Consider the following 21842-nt stretch of genomic DNA (forward strand, 5'->3'; position numbering starts at 1 on the left):
GTAACATAATGTGTATTCGTTGTAACTTAATCTAGCAACTTATGTTTCATAATTAAATGTTTTTTATTGTCAAAACCAATTTTCTCAATCACAATTTCTGATGATGAATTGAAAAAAGTTTATATCTGTATAATTTATAAAATCTTTATTTAAAAGCATATTCAAAATTATACCTTAGTCGTAGAGACATCATGGATCATCCAAAATTATTCAAATAGGAGTTGCAATGTCCACAGAACATACTCAAGCCGTTGATGAAGTGATCACTGGCCGCCAATCTATACGTGCCTTTTTAGATCACCCCGTAGACACAAAACTTATCCAAGAAATCTTAGAAGTCGCATCAAGAGCACCTTCTGGCACAAATACTCAACCCTGGAAAGTCTATGTGGTGACAGGCGCACGTCGTCAACGTTTAATTGATCAAGTTTGTCATGCACAAATGCAACTTTATCAAAACCCTGAACTTGCTCAACAATACAACGAGACTTTTGCTTATTATCCAGAAACATGGATTTCCCCGTATATCGATCGTCGTCGTGAAAATGGTTGGGGACTTTATGGATTGCTGGGCATTCAAAAAGGTGAAAAGGATAAGATGGCTGCACAACATCTTAGAAACTATCAATTATTTGATGCACCTGTTGGCATTTTCTTTACCGTGGATAAAGCCATGGGCATTGGCTCTAAAATGGATATTTCCATGATGATTCAAAATGTTATGCTAGCAGCAAAAGCACGTGGTTTAGACACATGCCCTCAAGCGGCCTGGAATCATTTTCATCAAATCGTCACTGATGTTCTTGAAGTTCCTGCCAACGAAGAGCTCGTTTGTGGGATGGCTTTAGGCTATGCCGACACCGATGCGCTTGTAAATACGTTTAGAACACCTCGAGTTCCAGTTGAAGAGTTTGCTGTTTTCTTGGAAGACTGATTTTTTAAGGATTAAAACACTCATCCAGTTTGAGTGGTTTAATACAGACAAACAGTCAATTTCAAGCATATAATCCCAATTTAAATTAGATGAATATTCAACTATTATTCATCTATCCCTATCCTCTATTTATAAAGGGTTCTGGTTTGAACAAATGGCTGATTCAGCTTAAAAAAGCAACCTATAATACCTCATTCATGTATAACCTGCGGATGATCGTCGCTTTCGCAGGTACCGCGTTTATTCCCTATCTGTTAGATCAGCAATTAATGACGATCCCATTAACATTAGGGGTTGTTGCTGCTGGGCTGAGCGACATCGATGATCGCTTCTCAGTACGTATTATGAATCTGATTTATACCTATATTGGTTTCTTTATTGCGGCAGCTTCTGTTCAACTGTTATTCCCATATCCTGTGCTTTTTGCTTCAGGCCTGATCATCTCTTGTATTGGTCTCATTTTACTAGGCTCATTAGGCAGACGTTATGCCACCATCTCATATGGTTGCTTAGTAATTTCTGTATATGCCATGCTAGGTGTTGATATTTTTGACGAATGGTACATGCAACCCAGTCTTTTGGTGATTGGTGCCATTTGGTATGGGATCTTGTCTACGCTTAGTTTCTTGCTTTTTCCAGCTCGACAAGTTCAAGATCAGCTCTCGAAAAGCTATTCTTCACTCGGTGATTTCCTTTTTGCTAAATCCAATCTCTTTGATGTGGATATGACAGCGAATAGCTACCAAAAAAGTATGATCAGCTTGTCATTGGAAAATGGGAAATTAGTAGGTATCTTCAATGATATGAAAACCACACTCCTTACCCGACTAAAAGGAGACCGTGGTCAAAGTGATACCCGTCGCAGCTTACAATATTATTTTATTGCACAGGATATTCACGAGCGCGCTGACTCAGCGCATATTGATTACCAACAATTAACCAAAGCCTTTGAACATAGTGATATTTTATTTCGCTTCCAACGCATTTTGACACTGCAAGCAAAAGCCTGTAAAGATTTAAGCGAAAGCATCCTAAATCGTACAACTTACCAGCATAATCCACGTTTTGAACATGCATTTAGTAATCTCAGAAAGTCATTAGAAAAAATCCGTGATGAACAAAAACATGATCTTATCTGGGTCAATGCTCTTTTTGCCTTACTCCAGAACTTAAAAGCCATCGATGCTCAATTACGAAACCTTGAAACTGAACGGCATATTAAATTTGATCGCACTAAACATTTAGAAAACCAACTTAAAGATGACGATCTAAAAGGTTGGGAAGATATCGTTTCTCGTATCAAACAAAATTTAACACCTGAATCCGTTCTCTTTCGACATGCGATTCGTGTTTCCATCGTACTTTTCATCGGATATGTTTTTGTTCAAGTCACCAATATCGAATACGGTTATTGGGTACTGTTAACAGCCCTATTTGTTAGTCAACCAAACTTCAACGCCACAAAACGTCGACTCAGACTCAGGATCATGGGAACACTCGGTGGCATTATTCTTGGTTTTGCAATTCTGTATTTCGTTCCTTCTGTCGAAGGTCAACTCTTATTATTAATTGTGAGTGGCGTCCTATTTTTTGAATTACGCAGTAAGCAATATGCGCAAGCCACTGCCTTTATTACGATCTTAGCCTTAATTAATTTCAATTTGGACGGTTTAGGTTTCCAAGCGGCATTTCCTCGAATGTTAGATACTTTAATTGGCTGTGCATTGGCATGGTTTGGGGTGAGCTTTATTTTTCCAGATTGGAAATTCAGACGACTCCCTCATTCAATCAGACGTTCACTTGAAGCTCAATGCCAGTATCTTACTGAAGTCGTACAACAGTATCATCATGGACGTAATAACAGTTTGAACTACCGCGTAGTCCGCCGCACTGCACATAATCGTGATGCTGATGTTGCATCACTCATATCGACATTAGCAACAGAACCTGATTTTGATCCAACACAAAAAGCTTTAGCATTTGAGTTCCTCTGTCTCAATCATACATTTATCAGCTATATTGCTGCGCTAGGTGCACACCGTGAAAAAATTCAAGATCAGTCAACATTAGAGCTACTTCAGCAAGCGTTAAATGATATCCAAGGTGCTTTTTTACGAGATGAAGTGCCTGAGCTAAATCTGACAAATTTGGAGTCCGCGATTCGTGAACGTTTGAATAAAGATGATCAGGATTCACATAAATCATTGATTGTTTTACAGCAACTTTCTTTAATGCTTGGTGTATTAAGACGATTAAGTACCTTAAAACAAAGTTTAAGTCATGAACATGATACTCAATCCAGCGCATTGGCATCACTGTAAATGTTGAATTTTCAAGGCAGTAAATTAGTACAATATACTCCCTGATTGTATTAATTTAATGCTAAACTCTGCTCAGATATACACATTTTGTTAACGAAACTATGACTGCAAAAAACTTATACGCCTATACTTTACAACCCGTTCCTTACGAGGTTACTGAAGCTGAACAACGCCATGCGCAACTCGCAATCTGGCGCAGCACAAATAAAATTGGAACTAAAGCTTGGGCTATTATGGGTGCAATTACTGCGCTTGCAATTTTGGGTCTAATTTTTATTAAAAATTACTCTACTGTATTTTGCTGGGTGGCTTTAGTCTGTGTGCTGACATACTTTTTAGTACGAAAGTTTGGACTAGAATGGTACGCTAAACGCAAAATGAATGAGTTTCCAGTACAAGAAATTACTGGAATTAAATTAGGTGTTCAGCCTCATGGTATCGTGATGCGTCAAAAAATGGGACTACAAGAAGGTGTAGGTTCAATTGGTTGGAAAGATATCTATGAGTGGTATAACACGCCAGATTTCATTTTGGTGAACTTTAAAGTTAAAGGTCAGCAAGGTGCTTATATCCTGCCAAAACGAATGAACAGCAAAAATTTCTCTTTCGAGACCATCCGTAAACATCTTAAAGAAAGCGTTGGTGAGCCAAAATCACTGTAAATACGGCTTTATATTAAAACCTCCAACTTTGGAGGTTTTTTTATCACAATTTTTTATATGAGAATGAGAATAAATATTATCTTCAAATACATTCCACTTTTTTTGAGTTAGGTTATAATCGCACCATTCAAAAATTCCAATTCACTCAGACCCTTATGTTCAAGAAAATATTTTTCCAGTTACACTGGTTTTTCGGAATAACAGCAGGCCTTATTTTGGCACTTATGGGTGTCACTGGGGCAATATATTCTTATGAGCAGCAAATTATCAAGCTGATCAATCAGGAAAGTTATACAGTTGTTGCTGAACAACGCCCAAAATTAACGCCAGCTGAAATTTATCAACATTTCCAGCAGGAGCATCCTGATCTTAAAATCAATAGCATTACAATTGCTGCTCAACCTACTGACTCATCGAGTATCAATGTTGCGAAGGAAGGTGAACGTCGTGGTTTGACCATGATGATCAATCCCTACAGTGCTGAATTACTTCCTGAAATTAAAGGTCGAAAATTCTTTGCATTCGTACAACAACTTCATCGTAACTTGACAGTCGGACCAGTTGGAAAACAAATTACCGGTGCATGTACACTGATTCTTATTTTCTTTGTCCTCAGTGGCTTATATCTACGTTGGCCGAAAAAACACAGTTTCAAACAATGGTTTTCAGTTAAACCCAAATTAAAAGGTCGAAACTTTATTTGGGATTTACACGCAGTCGTTGGAACATGGGTGGCCATTTTCTATCTCATGTTGGCTTGTACAGGTTTATATTGGTCATATGATTGGTGGCGCAACGGCATGTTTAAAGTGCTTGGTGTTGAGCGCCCGCAACCCCAAATGCAAGCGGGTGGTCCTGGTTCAAATGCTGGCCCAAACGCTCATCGTGAAGGACGTGAAGGACGTGAAGGACGTGAAGGACGTAAATCACTCCAAACAGAACAGATTCAATTTGCGCTCAACCAATCTTGGTCTACATTTAATCAACAGTTTAAAAATCAATTTTCTTCCGTAACCTTCACCATTCCTAAACGTGCAAACGGTGAATTAGAACTGAGTTTCGTTGATCCTGTTCCGCAACATGAACGCGCTCGTAACAAAGCGACTTTCGACTTAAATACGAATCAATTGAAAGATGTTGAATTGTACGAAGACAAAAAGCTCAATGAAAAAATCATGAGCAGCATGTTACCTGTACACCGTGGCAGCTTCTTTGGTCCTATTTACCAGTTCTTCGCGATGTTTGCTGCACTCGCTATGCCGTTATTCTTTGTGACGGGTTGGATGCTCTATCTCAAACGCCGCAAGCAAAAACAATTGACCCGTGAAGCGAAGCAAAATTTAGCAGTGGTTGATGTTGATCCAAATGCAAAACCTTGGCTCATCGCTTATGCAAGTCAAACTGGTGTATCCGAGCAATTGGCTTGGCGTACAGCTTCAATTCTGCAATCAGCACGCCAACCCGTCACTGTTAAATCAGTGCAAAGCCTGACCACTAATGAGCTACAAACAGCATCTCAAATTCTGGTAGTCGCGAGTACTTACGGTACAGGTGAAGCTCCAGACTTAGCTGCAAGCTTTGAAAAGAAATTGATGTCTCATCCACTGAATCTAAGTCATGCTCAATTCGCAGTTATGGCACTTGGTTCAAGTGAATATCCTGACACTTATTGTAGTTTTGGTCATCGTATTTATGAATGGTTCAATGCATCTGGTGCAACTCCCCTCTTTAATGTGATTGAAGTAGACAATGCCAATAACCAAGATATTCAAAATTGGACAGATGCACTCGCGCAAGCTGCTCAATTGGAATTAGCAACACTATCTATTGATAAAGTCTTTGATCAATGGAAACTGCAAAAACGCACACTGCTCAATCCAAACAGTTTGGGTCAACCTGCTTATAATTTAGAGCTTGAGTCTGATCACGACGCGATCTGGCAAGCTGGAGATATTGCAGAAATTCAACCCGGCAATAGCATTGAACGTATTCAAGCATTTTTACAACAACACAACTTAGATGAGGCTTTAGTTCTTACAGCTACAGGCCAAACCTTAGTTGAAAGCCTGTGGAATAAAAATTTAAATAGTGAGATTCAGCCATTTAATACAGCTGAAGAACTCGTTGAGCAGCTTGAAAATTTACCTACTCGTGAATATTCGATTGCTAGTATTCCGACTCAAGGCATGATGCGATTGGTGGTACGTCAACAACGTGATGAACAGCAGCAACTCGGCTTAGGCTCAGGCTGGTTAACACATCATGTTGCGGTTGGTGCTCAGGTACAACTTCGTATTCGAACCAATGAATCATTCCATTTAATTGATGATAATCGACCGATTATCTGTATCGGTAACGGGACAGGGATCGCAGGGCTAATGAGCTTGATTTCAGCTCGCGTACGCTTGGACTACACTGACACCTGGCTCATCTTCGGTGAACGCCAACGCGAACATGATTTCTTTTATAAAGAAACAATCGAAGCTTGGCAAAATACAGCGATGTTAAAGCGTATTGATCTTGCGTTCTCTCGAGACCAACCAGAAAAAGTCTATGTACACCATATTCTGCGTCAAAATGCGGATGAAGTCGTTAAATGGATTCATCAAGGTGCTGTCATCTATGTGTGCGGCAGTATCAATGGTATGGCAAGCGATGTTGATCTAGCCTTAATTGAAATCTTAGGTGAAACTACTGTAGATGAATTAAGACAAGCTGGTCGCTACCGTAGAGACGTTTACTAACACGGTTATTATGATCCGAACCGAGCACGATTTTTACTTAATCTGCTCGGTTTTTTTATGCGATATACTTTTTCTCATTTGCTACTAGTGATGACATCGAATGTATACAAGGATTTTAAAATTTTTCGCTTGGTTAATAGCATTGATACTATTAATCGATGGAATCATTTTAATCAGTCAAAATAAAATTCATTTGGGTACTGTACTTCCAGCATTTATTGGCATAGTGATCATTGTATGTCTGTTTTTTAATAAGAAAATCCAACACTACCGTTTGAATCATTCTAACTTTAACTTGTTTTGGAAAATGGGATGGACAATTTTTTCCATCTGGTTAATCAGTTTGGCTATTTTTTTTAATTTTTTAGCCAAATCGAATCATTCCCCTGTCATGAATACACCACCTGATGCGATTATTATTTTGGGTAGTGGTTTAATCAATAACCAACCCTCCCCAACGCTTCAGGCTCGATTAGACCAAGGTGCAACGATCGCCGCTCAATATTCCAGTAGTTCTATTATTGTAACTGGCGGTTTAGGTTTTGATCAGAAAATTACTGAAGCTGCAGTGATGAAAGCATATTTGATCGACAAGTATCGTATTCACCCACAGCGTATATTTGAAGAAAGTCAAAGCACCAGCACCGAACTCAATCTAAAAAACAGTGTTCCGCTGCTAAACAGAATAGGCTTAAACCAAGATAGTCATATTGTGGTTGTCACCAGTGATTTTCATACCCCACGTGCTGCAGCCATTGCCCGATTTCAAGGTTATACCCAAATCACATCAGTCAGTGCTGAAACTCCTTTAACTACACGATATAACGCATGGCTTAGAGAATATTTTGCTTATATTAGTGGCTGGATCTTAAAAGAATACTAAATTTTTTATTTATCATGTATTCGGATTTTTCGAGGAGAAGGAACCCCTTCTCTATTTAATTTTTCAGGTTGATCGATCGATAACTGGTATAGATAAGCTTTTAGGTCAATTAGAAATTGTCGCCCCGATACCAAAACATTTTGACCTTCTGGCATCAAGTTCAGTGACAAATGAGTATTATGTTGTCGAATATAAGGAACAACTTGTTCAATAAATGGTATCAGTTGGATTTCCTCCACATGATATTTTTCCCACTTATCACGAACCAATAATTGTGCCATTCCTTTACTTTGCCAAACAGCAAGCGTGCGCTGACCAGATGGAGTGGAGCACAATGCCCAACCATCATTATATAAACTATAAACTTTAGCCTGAGCTACAATTGTTTCCATAAATTGTTGGTATTGTTCTTTTGGAGAGACAACTGTAGAGGCAATAGAGGTACTTGAAGGCTTACGCTGGTATGGATTTCTCATAATTCTATTATTATAAACATGAATTCATCATATTTTATATAAATTATAGAAACTTAAAAGACTTTTTATAGAAAGAATATGGTGGGCGCTGACGGGATCGAACCGCCGACATTCTGCTTGTAAGGCAGACGCTCTACCAACTGAGCTAAGCGCCCTTGAGGAATAAAAATAGCATCGCTATTTTTAAGATGCAAGAAAGAAATCTTGCTGATTGAAACCATCATATCTAGACAAGGGATCTAGAAAATGGCGCAGCGGACGGGACTCGAACCCGCGACCCTCGGCGTGACAGGCCGATATTCTAACCAACTGAACTACCGCTGCAACGGTAACTGCTTACGCAATTAGGGTCATATAAGCTTTTCAGCTTGAATATGGTGGGCGCTGACGGGATCGAACCGCCGACATTCTGCTTGTAAGGCAGACGCTCTACCAACTGAGCTAAGCGCCCTTATTAGGCTTTGATTTTTAGGATGGCGCAGCGGACGGGACTCGAACCCGCGACCCTCGGCGTGACAGGCCGATATTCTAACCAACTGAACTACCGCTGCATCACAAAAAATCTGGTGGGCGCTGACGGGATCGAACCGCCGACATTCTGCTTGTAAGGCAGACGCTCTACCAACTGAGCTAAGCGCCCTTAATAAGGTCATTACATAAAGTGGCGCAGCGGACGGGACTCGAACCCGCGACCCTCGGCGTGACAGGCCGATATTCTAACCAACTGAACTACCGCTGCACTTATGTAATATCTCTATTAAAGTACAAACAATCTATTAAGTTTAATAGTGGCGCAGCGGACGGGACTCGAACCCGCGACCCTCGGCGTGACAGGCCGATATTCTAACCAACTGAACTACCGCTGCACTAAAACTTAACGTAAAGGCTTGGTGGGCGCTGACGGGATCGAACCGCCGACATTCTGCTTGTAAGGCAGACGCTCTACCAACTGAGCTAAGCGCCCTTTACGACTTCATCGTTTGTGTGGTGCATTATAGAGAATCCTCAGATACTGTCAAACGCTTTTCTACAGGTTTCTCAGTTTTTCAGTTTGAATGATTAAAAAATAGATCATTTCTCTTAAAAAATCGCTTTTTTGTCTATTATTTGCCTGATTAGAGATATGTTTTTATTTTTATTCAAAGTTTTTATCACAACACATTTTACGATTCTGATTTAAATTTGATCCAATTCGATCTCTTGTTCTGAAATATAGACTAAAGCACCTTCGTCCAATGTATCAAATAGCTCAATGACATCTGCACTGTGCATTCGAATACATCCATGTGATTTAGGAATGCCTAAAGGTTCTGACTCTGGCGTACCATGAATATAGATATATCGATTATATGTATCACAACCCTCCCCTTGATTAAAACCAGGTTCTAAACCTGCTAACCAAAGAATTCGCGTTAGAATCCAGTCACGTTCTGGAAATTGCTTGCCAAGTTCCACATCATAGATCTCCCCAGTCCAAATACGTGCTTTAAATACAGCATTGATTGGGTGGTCATCGCCAATTTTTTGTTCAATACGATGCCATCCTCTTGGGGTTTTACCTGAATTTTCCTGTTCACCTATACCGTTCAATCCAGTAGACACCAAATAGCTTTTTTTCATACGTGGGACATATAGAACTTGTTTCGCCATATCAATCAGGATATCCGCCTGACTTAGGGTATAACTTTCAAGATTTGGGTTCATACAAAACTCAGCGTTAAATTATTTTTAATCATTTATTTAAACAATATTTTTTGATTCAGGTCTTAACCACAACCAAATCGCGACAATTAGCATGGTGAGATTCGTAAAAATTTTTACTAAATCAGGAGCATTGGTATAAAGCATAAGAATACCGCTGATCAACATCATCATCGAAGCGAGCCATTTTGCTTTGCGTGGAACCGTGCCATGCTCACGCCAATTTCGCAGTGTTGGTCCATATTTAGGATGATTGAGTAGCCAATCATCAACCTGTGGCCAACCTTTTGAAGCAGCCCATGCGGCAAGAATTAAAAAGACTGTGGTTGGCAATCCTGGCAATAGCGCACCAATAAAACCTAGAGTCACAAAAATAATGACCAAGCTCCGCCAAAACACGATTTTCATACCGCAACTCATTCACTTGAATCTCACTAGTATATATGCTTTTGTGGTAGTGTCTGATTGTAAATTTATTTTCAGTTTTGAATTCTAGTTGGAGAAGCGGTGCAATCTGATTTTTATGAGCCATGGCAGAACTTTCATCATGCAATTGTACGTCAACTGGCTTTTGTCATCGCAAGTCCTAATATTATTCGTTTTGCGCCTAAAGAATTAACGATCGTTCATCCTTTTGAAATGCACCATGAACTATTTTGGCAAACTCAGTACGAAAAATATATCTCCAGACTGCATGATCTAGATCAAAACCCACAAGAACTGATTGATTTTATTCAGCAACTCAAAAGTACGCGTCTAGGTTTGCGCTTTGAATATTTAATGTGGTTCTGGCTGCAAGATGATCAACGCGATCAAGCTGATTTTTCACTGTTAGATCACAGTGTTCAAATCATTGACGGCCGCCATACTTTGGGTGAAATTGACTTTGTGATATTGAATCATCACACCCAAGAAATTGAACAATGGGAAGTTGCACTGAAATTTTATTTAGCAGAACAAGACTTTCAACTTCAACATTGGTACGGATTAAATCGAAGCGACACCCTATTTAGAAAGCTCAACCATTTTACGCAAAAGCAATTTCAATTTACTCAAGCCAATACTTATAAAATTGATCGAAAAATTGCGGTGCTGAAAGGTCAACTCTACTTTCCGTATCATACGGAACTTCAAACCTTACCTAACTGGGTCAGCCCACATCGTCGTATAGGCACATGGGGACATCAATTACGATCATCTTTTTATCGACTGGAAAGACAGGAATGGATTTGTCCGAATGCGAGTCAGACTTCAAATGAAGCACATTGGTGGGGCAATGGGCTTTATCATAATGTACAGACAAATCAGTTTTATATGTACCGTCAACCAGCATTAAAGCTTCCTTACGTGTAGTTCGTGTAATAAAAAAATGTATCGAATACAATTAATAACATTCTGATAATAAAACTCTCATATTCTTCTAAATGATTAATTTTTATTCTGATTAAGCATCAAAATAATTTACAATCATTGGAGATAATGATGAAAAAAGTATTAGCCGCTTCATTCGTAGTTGCATTTGTATTAACTGGTTGTAATACATTCAAAGGTTTTGGACAAGACGTTTCAAAAGCTGGGGAAACTGTAACAAATACTGCTGAAAAAACTTCAAACGAAATTCGTAACAACTAATTCGAAGTTGAAGCTAAAAGCCCTATTTTTTAATAGGGCTTTTTTTATTTAAATTTGATTTCCTTGAATGATTAATATTTTGCATCAAATTCAACATACTTTATGATAGATCGACTTTGACCAATTCGATTTCTCTCCATGACTCAATCTGCAACACTCGATTTAAGCTTACAATTACTTCGCCAACCTTCAGTGACTCCAGTCGATCATAACTGTCAAAATATTATGGCTGATCGATTATCAAAGATTGGTTTTAACATTGAAAATATGCGTTTTGAAGATGTAGATAACTTATGGGCTCGTCGCGGGACTGAATCACCTGTGTTTTGTTTTGCGGGTCATACTGATGTTGTTCCTACAGGCAATCTAGAAGCGTGGAACTCCGATCCATTCGCCCCAGAAATTAGAGATGGAAAGTTATACGGGCGTGGCAGTGCAGATATGAAAACGGCGTTGGCAGCCATGGTAATTGCCTCTGAACGTTTCGTTGCTAAGCATCCAGACCACAAAGGTTCGATTGCTTTTTTGATCACTTCAGATGAAGAAGGTCCATCTATCAATGGAACAGTGAAAGTTGTAGAAACTTTAGAAGCACGCCAAGAAAAAATGACATGGTGTTTAGTTGGTGAACCGTCAAGTACGAATACTTTAGGTGACATTGTTAAAAATGGCCGTCGTGGGTCTCTCAATGCCAATTTAACAGTGAAAGGTAAGCAAGGGCATGTGGCCTATCCACATTTGGCAATTAACCCAATTCATACAGCCTCAAAAGCAATTGCTGAATTATGTGAGACAGAATGGGATCAAGGCAATGAGTATTTCCCTGCAACGTCTTTCCAAATCTCGAATATTTCTGCTGGAACGGGTGCAACCAATGTTGTGCCTGGCACGATGAACTTATTATTTAACTTCCGTTATTCTACAGAAGTTACTGCTGATGAATTAAAAGCACGTACACATGAAATTTTAGATCGCCACGGCGTTGAGTATGATATCGAGTGGACACTATCAGGTTTACCATTCCTTACACCTGTTGGTGAGCTCGTCAATGCTGCCAAAAAAGCGATTTTGGATGTGACTGGTACGACAACAGAATTATCAACCAGTGGTGGTACATCAGATGGCCGCTTTATCGCACCAACTGGAGCTCAGGTACTCGAACTGGGAGTGCTTAATGCCACAATCCATCAAATTAATGAACATGTTGAAATCGCACATTTGGAACCTTTAGCTGAAATTTATGAAAAAATCTTAATTGAGTTATTGGCATAACGCTAAAATTTAAGAGTAATGAAATATAAAAAAGGATGCGAATGCATCCTTTTTTTTAATTCGCTTAAAATACTTCAATCATGTTTTAAAAGCTGATTGATCTGCTCAATCAACACTGCTTCTTGGAAAGGTTTACCCATATAAGCCGATACACCAAGTTCAAGAGCATGTTGTTTATGCTTATCCCCCACTCGTGAAGTGATCATAACCACAGGTAAGTTCTGCAAATGTGGTTGATTTCTCAGCCATTGCATCACTTCAAAACCATCCATTCTTGGCATTTCAACATCAATTAACATTAAGGCAGGTGTTGAGTGCTGTAAATGTTCAAGTGCTTCAATACCATCTATAGCTGTAACAATCTGGTAACCATGGCGCTCCAGTAGTTTAGATGTCACTTTTCGAACTGTGACCGAATCATCAACCACTAAAATCGTAGGTGCTTCATTGTCATGCTCTAAATTAGAGGGCTTCGACTCTAGATGTATAGACCAATCCTGCTGAGTGAGATATTGAACCACACGATTTACATTTAAAATTGGGCAAATTTCTCCACTGCCCATAATGGTTACACCGCTGAGATAATCAATTTGATGGATCAGCCTCCCAGTCTGTTTCACAATAATTTGTGAATTAGTTCCTAAGACTTCATCAACGAATAAAGCCACAGGTTGAGACTGGTGCATATTTACCAAAATCACTGGAACTTTTTGGGTTTCTGAATATGGTGAGTTTCTGTTTATATGTTGATTTAACAATACGAAGTCAGCCAAATCGTTTAATTGATAACTTGCTTCATGCACTCTCAACAACTGACCCTGTTGTTTCGCGTGATTTAAATCATGTCTATCGATCATTTCAACACGTTGTATTTGATGTAACGGTAAGGCAAAGAATTGATCTGCAACTTTTACCATCAACGCTTCAGTAATAATTGAAGATTTAGGAATTCTGATTTCAAAACAAGTTCCTAGTCCTCTTTCCGAAGTAACATGAACATGCCCACCCAGTGCCTGTATTTCACTTTTTACGACATCTAAACCGACACCACGTCCTGAAACCGTTGTTAATTTTGCAGCAGTGGTAAAGCCTGGTCTAAAAATCAATTGTAATAGTTCAGTTTCAGAATATTCCCGTTCAGTATTGAGCCAACCAAATTCAACAGCTTTTTGCTTAATCTCTTGTGGATCAATTCCTCGACCATCATCCTTGATCAAAATACTCAGCTCATTGTGATGATTCACCAGTGTCAGTTGCATGACTGCTTGTTCAGGTTTATTTAATTTCAACCGCTGTTCTGCTGACTCAATTCCGTGATCAATCGCATTACGCAGAATATGCTCAAGTGAGGTGATCAACTTTTCAAGAATACTACGATCTAATTCGATGTCTGCATGTTCAATCTGTAACTGAACAGATTTATTCAGATTCATCGAAAGTTGCTTGCATAAGCGTTCAAGACGCATTTGTATCGTCTTGAATGGCACGACACGAGTACGCATCAACGAGTGTTGGATGTTGTTTTGTATTCTTGCCTGCTGAATCAATATACTTTCTGCAGACTGAAGCTTTTCGTGCAGAGTGTTTCTGATATCTAACAAGTCTGATGTTGACTCTGATATAGATTTAGAGAGTTGATTGAGTGATGAATATTGATCCATTTCTAAGGGATCAAACCCATGCTCGGCGGAATTATGTAATCTACGTTGTAATAAAATTTGGGATTCTAATTCCCCCTCCATCCGTCTCAATTGTGAAGTAAGGCGCTGAATGGTTTGATCCATTTCTACCAAATTTGACCGATATGATTTTAACTCTACTTCAACTTGCGAACGTTGAATCAAATCCTCCCCAATCAAATTAAGAGTTGCTTCAATTACAGCAGTAGAGACTGAAAGTGTCTCGTTCGCTACGGCAGATTGCACAAACTTTTGCAAATTGCCACTCATTGGGGGCGGTAAAGCACTCTCCTTAGCGTTAGATGGTTCATTCTGATGTGAGTTTTGCTGAATGGAAGAAGAGTCAAACTTTGATGAATTATTATGCGTAGTGACTAAATCACTTAAATTGTTTTCAAGGTCCGCTGATAAAGTTGAATGAATATTAAAATCTGAAGACATGTGGTGAGTGATATCATTTTGCATCGAATGTACTAAGTTCAGCTTCGAGTCACCCCCCTTAAGATTGAAATGTCCAAGCTCAATTAAACCCTGAATAAGCCTTGATGCCTGCTCTATCGGATAATCAAGAGACTCAGTTTTAATGATATTGACACGCCGTACCAAATCCTGCTGTAAGGCTTTAATCAAAATAATGAAACTTTTTATATCAATTTGTTGCTCTGAAATGAGTTGAAGATATACAGATTCAAGCTCATGGATTAGATTTGCAAAGTAATCTGCTTGCAACATGTATGCACCACCTTTCAACGTGTGCAGTTGCCGCATAATTTTTTGGATACACGTAGCATCTTCTTGATACTCTAACCATGTATTGAACAAGTCTTCGATTTGAGACAAGATTTCTTCCGCTTCCTCGACAAAAAAACCACTTACTTCGCGATCTAAGCCCTGTTTTGCTTTCGCTGAATCTTTGAGTGCGTAATCTATATTGAGTAATGTCAGAATTGTTTCATCTAAGGATCGAGCAGATACTTCGCTTTCCTGTTCTATATTGGAAATGCAATTCGATTGATTGGAAAAGCTGAAGTATTCATGATTAAGTTGTTTTAAATCACCTAATAGCTGCTGAGAAGCTACATTATTTTGAGCCAATTGACCTATAGCAAGTTCATCAAATATTTCTAAGAGTTTTTCATGCCCTTGTTGTAAAACTCGGTGGACATTTGAGTAGGCAATTGAATTCGGTTCTCTTGCAATGTTGAAGTGAATTGAACTCAAAATTTCTGAAATTTTTTGAAGGAGATCAAAATCAACTTTAATGGCAAATTTAGCAATTGAACTGAGTTGTTGACTCAGTAAGGTCGAACGTTCAGTAGTACGTGTAGAGCTAACGAGGTTAGAAATACCATCTTGTACAAAGGTATCGATAAGGAAAACATCTTCTACACCCAAATCTACAATTTTCTTGAGTAACTCTTGCGGATCAAGATTTGGATCGTTCTGTGTAATCTGTTCTGAGAAGTCTCTCAATGCGATTAAAAATGTATGCTCTAATGCCTGAAACTGTTGTTGTCTCGTTACGTTGTCACCTGTTGTTTGCAAGCTTTCTAAGTAATACTGGATTAAATCAATATACTGCGTTGTGAGCGCTTGCAATTCTTTATTGTTGGTATCAAAAGATGGATTACGTTGTATTATTTTTTCGAATGACTGACTCAATACTTCAATTTTCTCAAGTCCAACAATTGCAGAACTCCCCCTGAGAGAATGGACAACACGTGCAAGCGTATCCACCTGAAATTGTTGATTGGATTTATCCAACATATCTTGCAGGGATTTCAATTGTTCTGAAGCTTCAGCATAAAAACTTTGCAGAACCTCGTTATCCCATATTTGAGTATTCTCAATTGTGGCTGTTGCTGAGAGTGAATTTGAGTCACTCAAACAATGACATTCAATCCTGAAATCTAGATCTAGCTGTGTGAGATGAGCGTTGATCGCCAACAAAGGATGCAATGATTGATCTATGGTATTTGAATGTTCTAATTGCCGACCTAAAAGCAATAGAGGTTTAACATCTAATTGAATCGCTTGTTTCACTGTTAAACTAGGCACAATAATGTAGCGATATATACGAGAGATCAGCTCAACATACTCAAGGACCATTTGACTCCATGAAAGTTGCTGATCAAGCCTAATATTTAATATTGTCTCAACAGTCCATGCAAGCTCAGAAACTGAGTTGAATCCAAGCATTCGACCTGAACCCTTTAAGGTATGAAAATTACGGCGCAAAGCTTGCCAAATATTTACCTGTTCTAAATCATTCGATAAGACTTGAAAATTTTCTGATATTTCTAGAAGTAATTCCTTAAGCTCTTCAGCAAAGGTCGTAAGGAGCTCCTCATCTTCAAAATTTAATTCATCCTGAGGAAGCTGCATATCTATATATGCACGATGGAGTGCTTCTGAAAGATATAATTGTATTTTATTAGGATTATTATTTTTCATGGCTCAATCACTCAGGTAATTTGAAGTTTGCAACTGATTTCCTTAAAGAATCAGCCATTTGAGTGAGTTCTGCTATCGATTGAGCAGTATCTAAGGTTGAAGCATGATTTTCTCGTGTGACATCTTGCACAAGCGACATTGTTTTCGCAATTTGACCCGCAGCAGCTGACTGAACTTTTGAGGATGCTGAAATATTCGCAATGAGTTGAGCCAACTGTTTTGAAATCAACTGAATATCTGCAAGTGCTGCTCCTGCATCTTGAGCAAGTCCAGTCCCCTTAACCACCTCAGAAGTTGTTTGCTCCATAGAGCGAACGGCCTCATGTGTATCTAATTGAATATTTTTTACCAATATCTCAATATGTTTGGTCGCAGCAGTTGAACGTTCAGCTAAACGCTGCACCTCATCAGCAACACTAGCAAAACCTCGTCCAGCATCGCCTGCCATTGCGGCTTGAATGGCTGCATTTAAAGCCAACAGATGCGTTTGCCCTGCAATGTCTTCAATGGTTGCAACAAAGTTTCCAATCTCTTGAGTAGATTCACCCAGCCTTTTAATTTTTTTAGATGTTTCTTGAATCTGGCCTCGTATTTGATCCATTCCATCTATTGATCGTTCAACCACTTCCCCACCCTTCACTGCGATAAGTACAGCGCGCTGAGCAACTTTTGCAGATTGCGCTGCATTTTCAGAAACGTGATCAATTGAGTCCGCCATGTCATGAATGGCGAGCGATGTATTTTGGATTTCACGAGCTTGCAGCTCTGAAGATTGAGCCAATTGTGAACTCATGTGCTGAGTTTGATGAATATATTGGGTAACTTGTTGGGCAGCCTGATTAATTCTCATCACCAAATCACGCAAATGATCTATCGCTACATTAATTGAATCCGCGATTGTCCCCGTAAAATCTGCAGAAACCGCAGCATATTTGGTCAAATCGCCTTCAGCTAAATCTCCAATTTCATCTAAAAGCCGATAAATCGCGGTTTGATTCTTCTTATCTTTATCCACCAGTTCCATTAAACGCAGACGATCTTCTTGGCTTCTCAAAATAAAAAGTTTAATTACAGCAAAGGTGAAGCTCGATAAACTAATCAACAATAAAAGTGACAGTAAAATCAGTAACCACGTAGAACCTGTGCGAATTTCATTGAGGGCTACTTGAATTTTTTGTAACTGAGACTCCGTGATATTGCTTTGAGACTCTAACCATAGTCGATCTACTTCATTTAAAGCCGGACTATAAAAATAAACTGATTTTACATTTTCAAGTTGTGAACTAAAAATAAGCTGAGAGTTTTTGAGAATCTGTAATGTGTAATCTGTAGGATTATCCTCAAACTGTTGAGTCTGAATAATCATCATTTGATTGAGATATTTCAGTTCCCCCACCCCACGACTTTGCTCCACTGTACGTGGGAGATTAAACATAAGAAACAATAAAATCAGAAAAGCACAAACGAGGCTAATAATAGCCATGATTAAATAAGACTTCGTTTGGGCAGATTGCCCAAACAGCTCTGAAAACTGTTCAAGTTTTAACTTAAGTGAAGCTTTCCATCCCTGTGTGTTGGAATCTGAATCATTCACATTCCGACTGGTCTTTTTTAACCGTAAACTCACTCAGCTCCCCCAAAAAACTATTGCTGACTAGACATTAAATTGAATTAGATGTGAACATATGCTTTAGGCGATCATGCTCATATAGCAGACTCATCATCAGCACAGCTACAGGTGTTGAATGATCGAGAAAATAACCTTGGCAAAATAATCTATATGGTTCTGCGATCAAATCCGAACCGGCGCTATAGGTATTATTCTTATAATGTTTTACACCGAGGACTTCATCCACAAGTAATCCAACACAGTCTTGCCCCACGTTAAAACATAAAATTTTAACATTAGCGTGTAGTTGTGTGGTTTTACCCAAAGCAAATTGCTTTAGATCTAATACGGTCAGTACTCGACCTCGCAAATTCGCCAAACCTAAATACCACGGCGGCGTAAGTGGTAAAGAAGTAATGCTCAGTAAAGGGCTAACCTCCGCAATATCACCAAGTGGGGTAATAAATTGCTGCTGCTCAACTTTAAAACATACACCAGACCAGAGGTCCTGATTTTGCACATCACGGTACTCATTTACTTGAGCCGAATTAGCATTACTGGCTTGCGTTAACCAGTGTTGTTGATCACTTTCATCTTGAGTGATCATGCTGTGCCTGTATTTAAATATTGCTGAATGACATCAAGTAATCTTGATTCATCTACAGGTTTGATCAGGTAGTCGACCGCGCCTTGTCTTTTGCCCCAAATTCGATCCGTATCCTGATCTTTGGTACTGACAATGACAACTGGAATATGCTTCGTTACATCAGCTCTTGCAATTTGCCGAGTTGCTTGAAATCCATTCACACCAGGCATCACCACATCCATAAGTACAAGATCTGGTTGCTCTGCTTGCGCCAAGGTAACACCATCTGCACCATTGGTTGCTTCTAGCACTTCATAGCCATTTTTGGACAGAATTTCTTTAAATCTAAACATTTCTGTTGGAGAGTCATCTACCACTAAGATACGTGTCATATTTTGTTTTCCCAGTACTTAACGTGAAGCGACAAGTTTACGAATCGCATTCAATAGCTCATCTTTACTGAATGGTTTCGTGAGGTATTCATCAGATCCAACAACTCGTCCTTTTGCCTGATCAAACATACCATCTTTACTGGATAACATGACCACTGGAATATGTTGGAAATTTTGTGAGTTTTTTAACAATGCGCACGTTTGATACCCATCTAAACGCGGCATCATAATATCTACAAAAATAATATCAGGTCGAGTTTCAGCAATTTTAGATAATGCTTCAAATCCATCTACTGCAGTTACAACGTCATATCCTTCACGCTGTAATAAAGTTTCTGCGGTCCGACGAATCGTTTTTGAATCATCAATGACCATCACTTTAATATTTTGCAGATTATCATCCATTGAATGATCCTTCCTGAGATGAGATTTAAAGAAAAATGAAACGCTTAATTTAGAGAATAACCATTATTTTCTAACATAACATTACATTGATTTTCAATGCAGTTGAGTACTCGCGGAGAGATTGTGTCACAAAGTTTCATAGAATTTAAGGGTGAATCAGATTAAGCGTAAATTATTTAACGGTTTATATTTATAAATTTACCAGAACCACATAAAATGCTTGTTATTAAAAGCAAAAATTAAAAAATTGAATTGATATCACGGGGGGCCAATTCCAATGTTTAATCTTTCGCACAAATCAAGAATTGGGTTAAAGCATCTTCATCATAAAACATTCTTAGTGATCATGATGACATTTGGTTTATGTATCAGTGAAGCAATTGCTAATACCACAGTGACCAAACCGTCTTGGTATCGTTATTATGATAAAAATGGCGTAGCTAATATTAGTAGTTCGGTAACACCAGAGCATATTCGTCACGGTTATGAAGCACTTGACCGTAATATGCAAGTGATTAAAAAAAATCGACCTTATGATGCCGATAAAGAACAGCAACAAAGTGCTGTACGTACGCAACAAGCCAAACAACATGAACAAGATCTACGCTTAAAACGCGCTTATGGTTCTAGTAAAGTGGCTGCGAACAAACGTGATGATATGTTGAAAAACATCAACAAACAAATCACCTTTCAAAAACAACAGTACCAACAACTGGAGCAAGATCGAATATTGTTTAAAAAGCAGGAACAGACCTATATCAAGAAAGGGGACCCTGTCCCTAAAAACTTACAAGATCGAATCACTTATAATGCACAGAATATGAGTAATATCCAAAAAAATATTGAATCTTTACAAACAAACTATCGAAATACTCAGTCACAATACGACAATATTATCAAGCGCTTAAAAACTCTTGAATAAAGAAGAGTTTGTCTGAATGGAAAGGAATTATCACATGCCGAATGCGACTCGACACAGCAGTCAGTTTAAGAAATATCTCGTATTAGGAACGCTGTGTACGAGTTGTCTTTTAGCCGCTTGTCAAAAAAATGACGAAAGTGTACAGCCAACCTCATCTACCCCTCAAAAAATTGAATTAATACAACAGGACTTAGTCAAAGTTGAAAATGGGGTCTCAAATCTGAGATTTGCTTTCACAGGCACCATACGCGCTGTGAATCAAAGTACAATTCAAGCGCAAGTGACTGCCACTGCTAGTCAAGTCTCTGTACAAGTCGGTGAAAGGGTGAGTAAAGGACAAGTCTTGGTACGTTTAAATAATCAAGATAATGCAGCCCGACTCGCACAAGCTCGCGCTAATCTTGCTTCTGCACAAGCGCAGGCACAACAAGCTGCAAATATGGTCACTCGAAAAAAACGACTTTATGATCAAGGATTTATTTCTAAGGTTGAATATGAACAAAGTCAAGTGGAGCATAAAGCTCAACTCGAAACTGTACGAGCTCAGCAAGCAAATGTGGATATCGCACTGAAAGCCGATGCTGATGGATTAATTCGTAGCCCCATTTCTGGCGTAATTACCAAACGTCAAGTCGAACCTGGTCAAACCGTTTCAATGGGTCAAACATTATTTGAAATCGTAGATCCACAAAAATTGGAGATTCAAGCAAAACTCCCTGTCGAATCTCAACATGCGCTCAACATTGGAAACAACATTGAATATAAAATTCAAGGGGCTACCCAAAATTATACTGCCAAGTTAACACGCATTTCCCCAATGGCCGATCAAATCAGTCGTCAGGTTGAGTTTTTTGCTCAACCGAATGAATCAATCAATTCACTGAGTATTGGTGCTTTTGTCGAAGGTTTCATCTTAGATACAAAGCAGATTCAAGGACAAAAAGTTCCGCTTGATACTATTCAAGATGCAGATGGCAAACCTTATTTGTGGATCATCCGTGATCAGAAAATTCAGAAAGCCAATATTCAAATTTTGGATCGACAACCCAACGAGAATATTGCAATGATCAGTGGTCTTCAGCCAACGGATTACATCAGTAGAATTAAGTTTATCAATGATGACTTAAATAAAACAGTCTCAATTGCTTCAAAGTAAGACAGGATCTGAAC

General features: G+C 38.8%; 17 protein-coding genes, 8 tRNA genes and 1 pseudogene. 10 read left to right on the forward strand and 16 right to left on the reverse strand.

The annotated features are described in order from the left end of the window. Positions 1-226: 226 nt before the first annotated feature. The 5 genes from AC1M87_RS10020 to AC1M87_RS10040 all read left to right on the forward strand — a co-directional run bounded on the left by AC1M87_RS10020 (position 227) and on the right by AC1M87_RS10040 (position 7544). Positions 227-934, forward strand: a complete 708-nt coding sequence (locus AC1M87_RS10020) for a nitroreductase (protein WP_481593609.1) — start codon at positions 227-229, stop codon at positions 932-934. A 146-nt stretch (positions 935-1080) separates the two neighbouring features. Further along, complete coding sequence (yccS, locus tag AC1M87_RS10025; protein ID WP_179999348.1) at positions 1081-3255, forward strand: YccS family putative transporter; 2175 nt, start codon at positions 1081-1083, stop codon at positions 3253-3255. A 101-nt stretch (positions 3256-3356) separates the two neighbouring features. Next, positions 3357-3917 carry a YcxB family protein gene (locus AC1M87_RS10030; RefSeq protein WP_035268336.1) on the forward strand — a complete coding sequence of 187 codons (561 nt, stop codon included), beginning with the start codon at positions 3357-3359 and terminating at the stop codon, positions 3915-3917. A 155-nt stretch (positions 3918-4072) separates the two neighbouring features. Then, on the forward strand, positions 4073-6661 hold the full coding sequence (locus tag AC1M87_RS10035; RefSeq protein WP_481593610.1) for a PepSY domain-containing protein: 2589 nt from the start codon (positions 4073-4075) through the stop codon (positions 6659-6661). Between the two features lie 142 nt (positions 6662-6803). Continuing rightward, positions 6804-7544 (forward strand): YdcF family protein, encoded by a 741-nt coding sequence (locus AC1M87_RS10040; RefSeq protein WP_481593611.1) that lies wholly within the window; start codon positions 6804-6806, stop codon positions 7542-7544. Positions 7545-7549: 5 nt separating this feature from the next. On the opposite strand, the gene AC1M87_RS10045 is transcribed toward AC1M87_RS10040, so the two are convergent. The 11 genes from AC1M87_RS10045 to AC1M87_RS10095 all read right to left on the reverse strand — a co-directional run bounded on the left by AC1M87_RS10045 (position 7550) and on the right by AC1M87_RS10095 (position 10129). Further along, positions 7550-8020, reverse strand: coding sequence for a DUF2750 domain-containing protein (locus tag AC1M87_RS10045; RefSeq protein ID WP_035268330.1), 471 nt, complete (start codon positions 8018-8020; stop codon positions 7550-7552). Between the two features lie 79 nt (positions 8021-8099). Then, positions 8100-8175 (reverse strand) — tRNA-Val (locus AC1M87_RS10050). A gap of 92 nt (positions 8176-8267) precedes the next feature. Then, positions 8268-8344 (reverse strand) — tRNA-Asp (locus tag AC1M87_RS10055). 51 nt (positions 8345-8395) lie between these two features. Next, positions 8396-8471, reverse strand: a tRNA-Val gene (locus tag AC1M87_RS10060). A 23-nt stretch (positions 8472-8494) separates the two neighbouring features. After that, positions 8495-8571 (reverse strand) — tRNA-Asp (locus AC1M87_RS10065). Positions 8572-8584: 13 nt separating this feature from the next. Then, positions 8585-8660 (reverse strand) — tRNA-Val (locus tag AC1M87_RS10070). A gap of 22 nt (positions 8661-8682) precedes the next feature. Further along, positions 8683-8759: transfer RNA gene (locus tag AC1M87_RS10075), tRNA-Asp, on the reverse strand. Positions 8760-8809: 50 nt separating this feature from the next. After that, a tRNA-Asp gene (locus AC1M87_RS10080) sits at positions 8810-8886 on the reverse strand. Positions 8887-8908: 22 nt separating this feature from the next. Then, positions 8909-8984: transfer RNA gene (locus tag AC1M87_RS10085), tRNA-Val, on the reverse strand. Positions 8985-9196: 212 nt separating this feature from the next. Next, a complete protein-coding gene (gene elsL / locus AC1M87_RS10090) occupies positions 9197-9724 on the reverse strand; it encodes a cell wall-recycling L,D-carboxypeptidase ElsL (RefSeq protein ID WP_481593612.1) in 528 nt (175 codons plus the stop codon). A gap of 36 nt (positions 9725-9760) precedes the next feature. After that, positions 9761-10129 (reverse strand): YbaN family protein, encoded by a 369-nt coding sequence (locus AC1M87_RS10095; RefSeq protein WP_035269059.1) that lies wholly within the window; start codon positions 10127-10129, stop codon positions 9761-9763. A 99-nt stretch (positions 10130-10228) separates the two neighbouring features. On the opposite strand from AC1M87_RS10095, the gene AC1M87_RS10100 reads away from it, so the two are divergent. The 3 genes from AC1M87_RS10100 (at position 10229) to dapE (ending at position 12625) form a co-directional block, all read left to right on the forward strand. After that, positions 10229-11074 (forward strand): DUF1853 family protein, encoded by an 846-nt coding sequence (locus AC1M87_RS10100; protein WP_481593613.1) that lies wholly within the window; start codon positions 10229-10231, stop codon positions 11072-11074. Between the two features lie 126 nt (positions 11075-11200). Then, complete coding sequence (locus AC1M87_RS10105) at positions 11201-11353, forward strand: entericidin A/B family lipoprotein (RefSeq protein ID WP_092766976.1); 153 nt, start codon at positions 11201-11203, stop codon at positions 11351-11353. A gap of 138 nt (positions 11354-11491) precedes the next feature. Next, positions 11492-12625 (forward strand): succinyl-diaminopimelate desuccinylase, encoded by a 1134-nt coding sequence (gene dapE / locus AC1M87_RS10110; RefSeq protein ID WP_035269063.1) that lies wholly within the window; start codon positions 11492-11494, stop codon positions 12623-12625. A gap of 74 nt (positions 12626-12699) precedes the next feature. Here the strand turns inward: dapE and AC1M87_RS10115 are convergent, their stop codons facing one another. From AC1M87_RS10115 to pilG, 5 genes and pseudogenes are all read right to left on the reverse strand, one after another. After that, entirely contained in the window at positions 12700-16758 is a 4059-nt protein-coding gene (locus AC1M87_RS10115) for a hybrid sensor histidine kinase/response regulator (protein WP_481593614.1), read from the reverse strand. A gap of 7 nt (positions 16759-16765) precedes the next feature. Continuing rightward, a pseudogene (locus tag AC1M87_RS10120) lies at positions 16766-17890 on the reverse strand (methyl-accepting chemotaxis protein); the annotation flags it as partial. Between the two features lie 529 nt (positions 17891-18419). After that, positions 18420-18974: a chemotaxis protein CheW gene (locus AC1M87_RS10125; protein ID WP_481593615.1), complete on the reverse strand. Its 555-nt coding sequence runs from the start codon at positions 18972-18974 to the stop codon at positions 18420-18422. Beyond that, the gene (locus AC1M87_RS10130; RefSeq protein WP_035269071.1) at positions 18971-19345 is read right to left on the reverse strand and encodes a response regulator; all 375 of its coding nucleotides are present in this window, start codon (positions 19343-19345) and stop codon (positions 18971-18973) included. Before AC1M87_RS10130 ends, AC1M87_RS10125 begins: the two co-directional genes overlap by 4 nt. 18 nt (positions 19346-19363) lie before the next feature. Continuing rightward, positions 19364-19750, reverse strand: coding sequence for a twitching motility response regulator PilG (gene pilG / locus AC1M87_RS10135; protein WP_035269072.1), 387 nt, complete (start codon positions 19748-19750; stop codon positions 19364-19366). 277 nt (positions 19751-20027) lie between these two features. Between pilG and AC1M87_RS10140 the strand changes: the two genes are divergently transcribed. Further along, entirely contained in the window at positions 20028-20672 is a 645-nt protein-coding gene (locus AC1M87_RS10140) for a hypothetical protein (RefSeq protein ID WP_481593616.1), read from the forward strand. Positions 20673-20706: 34 nt separating this feature from the next. Then, on the forward strand, positions 20707-21828 hold the full coding sequence (locus tag AC1M87_RS10145) for an efflux RND transporter periplasmic adaptor subunit (protein WP_481593617.1): 1122 nt from the start codon (positions 20707-20709) through the stop codon (positions 21826-21828). Positions 21829-21842: the final 14 nt, after the last annotated feature.

The organism is Acinetobacter sp. 24-47-62 (assembly GCF_056779765.1).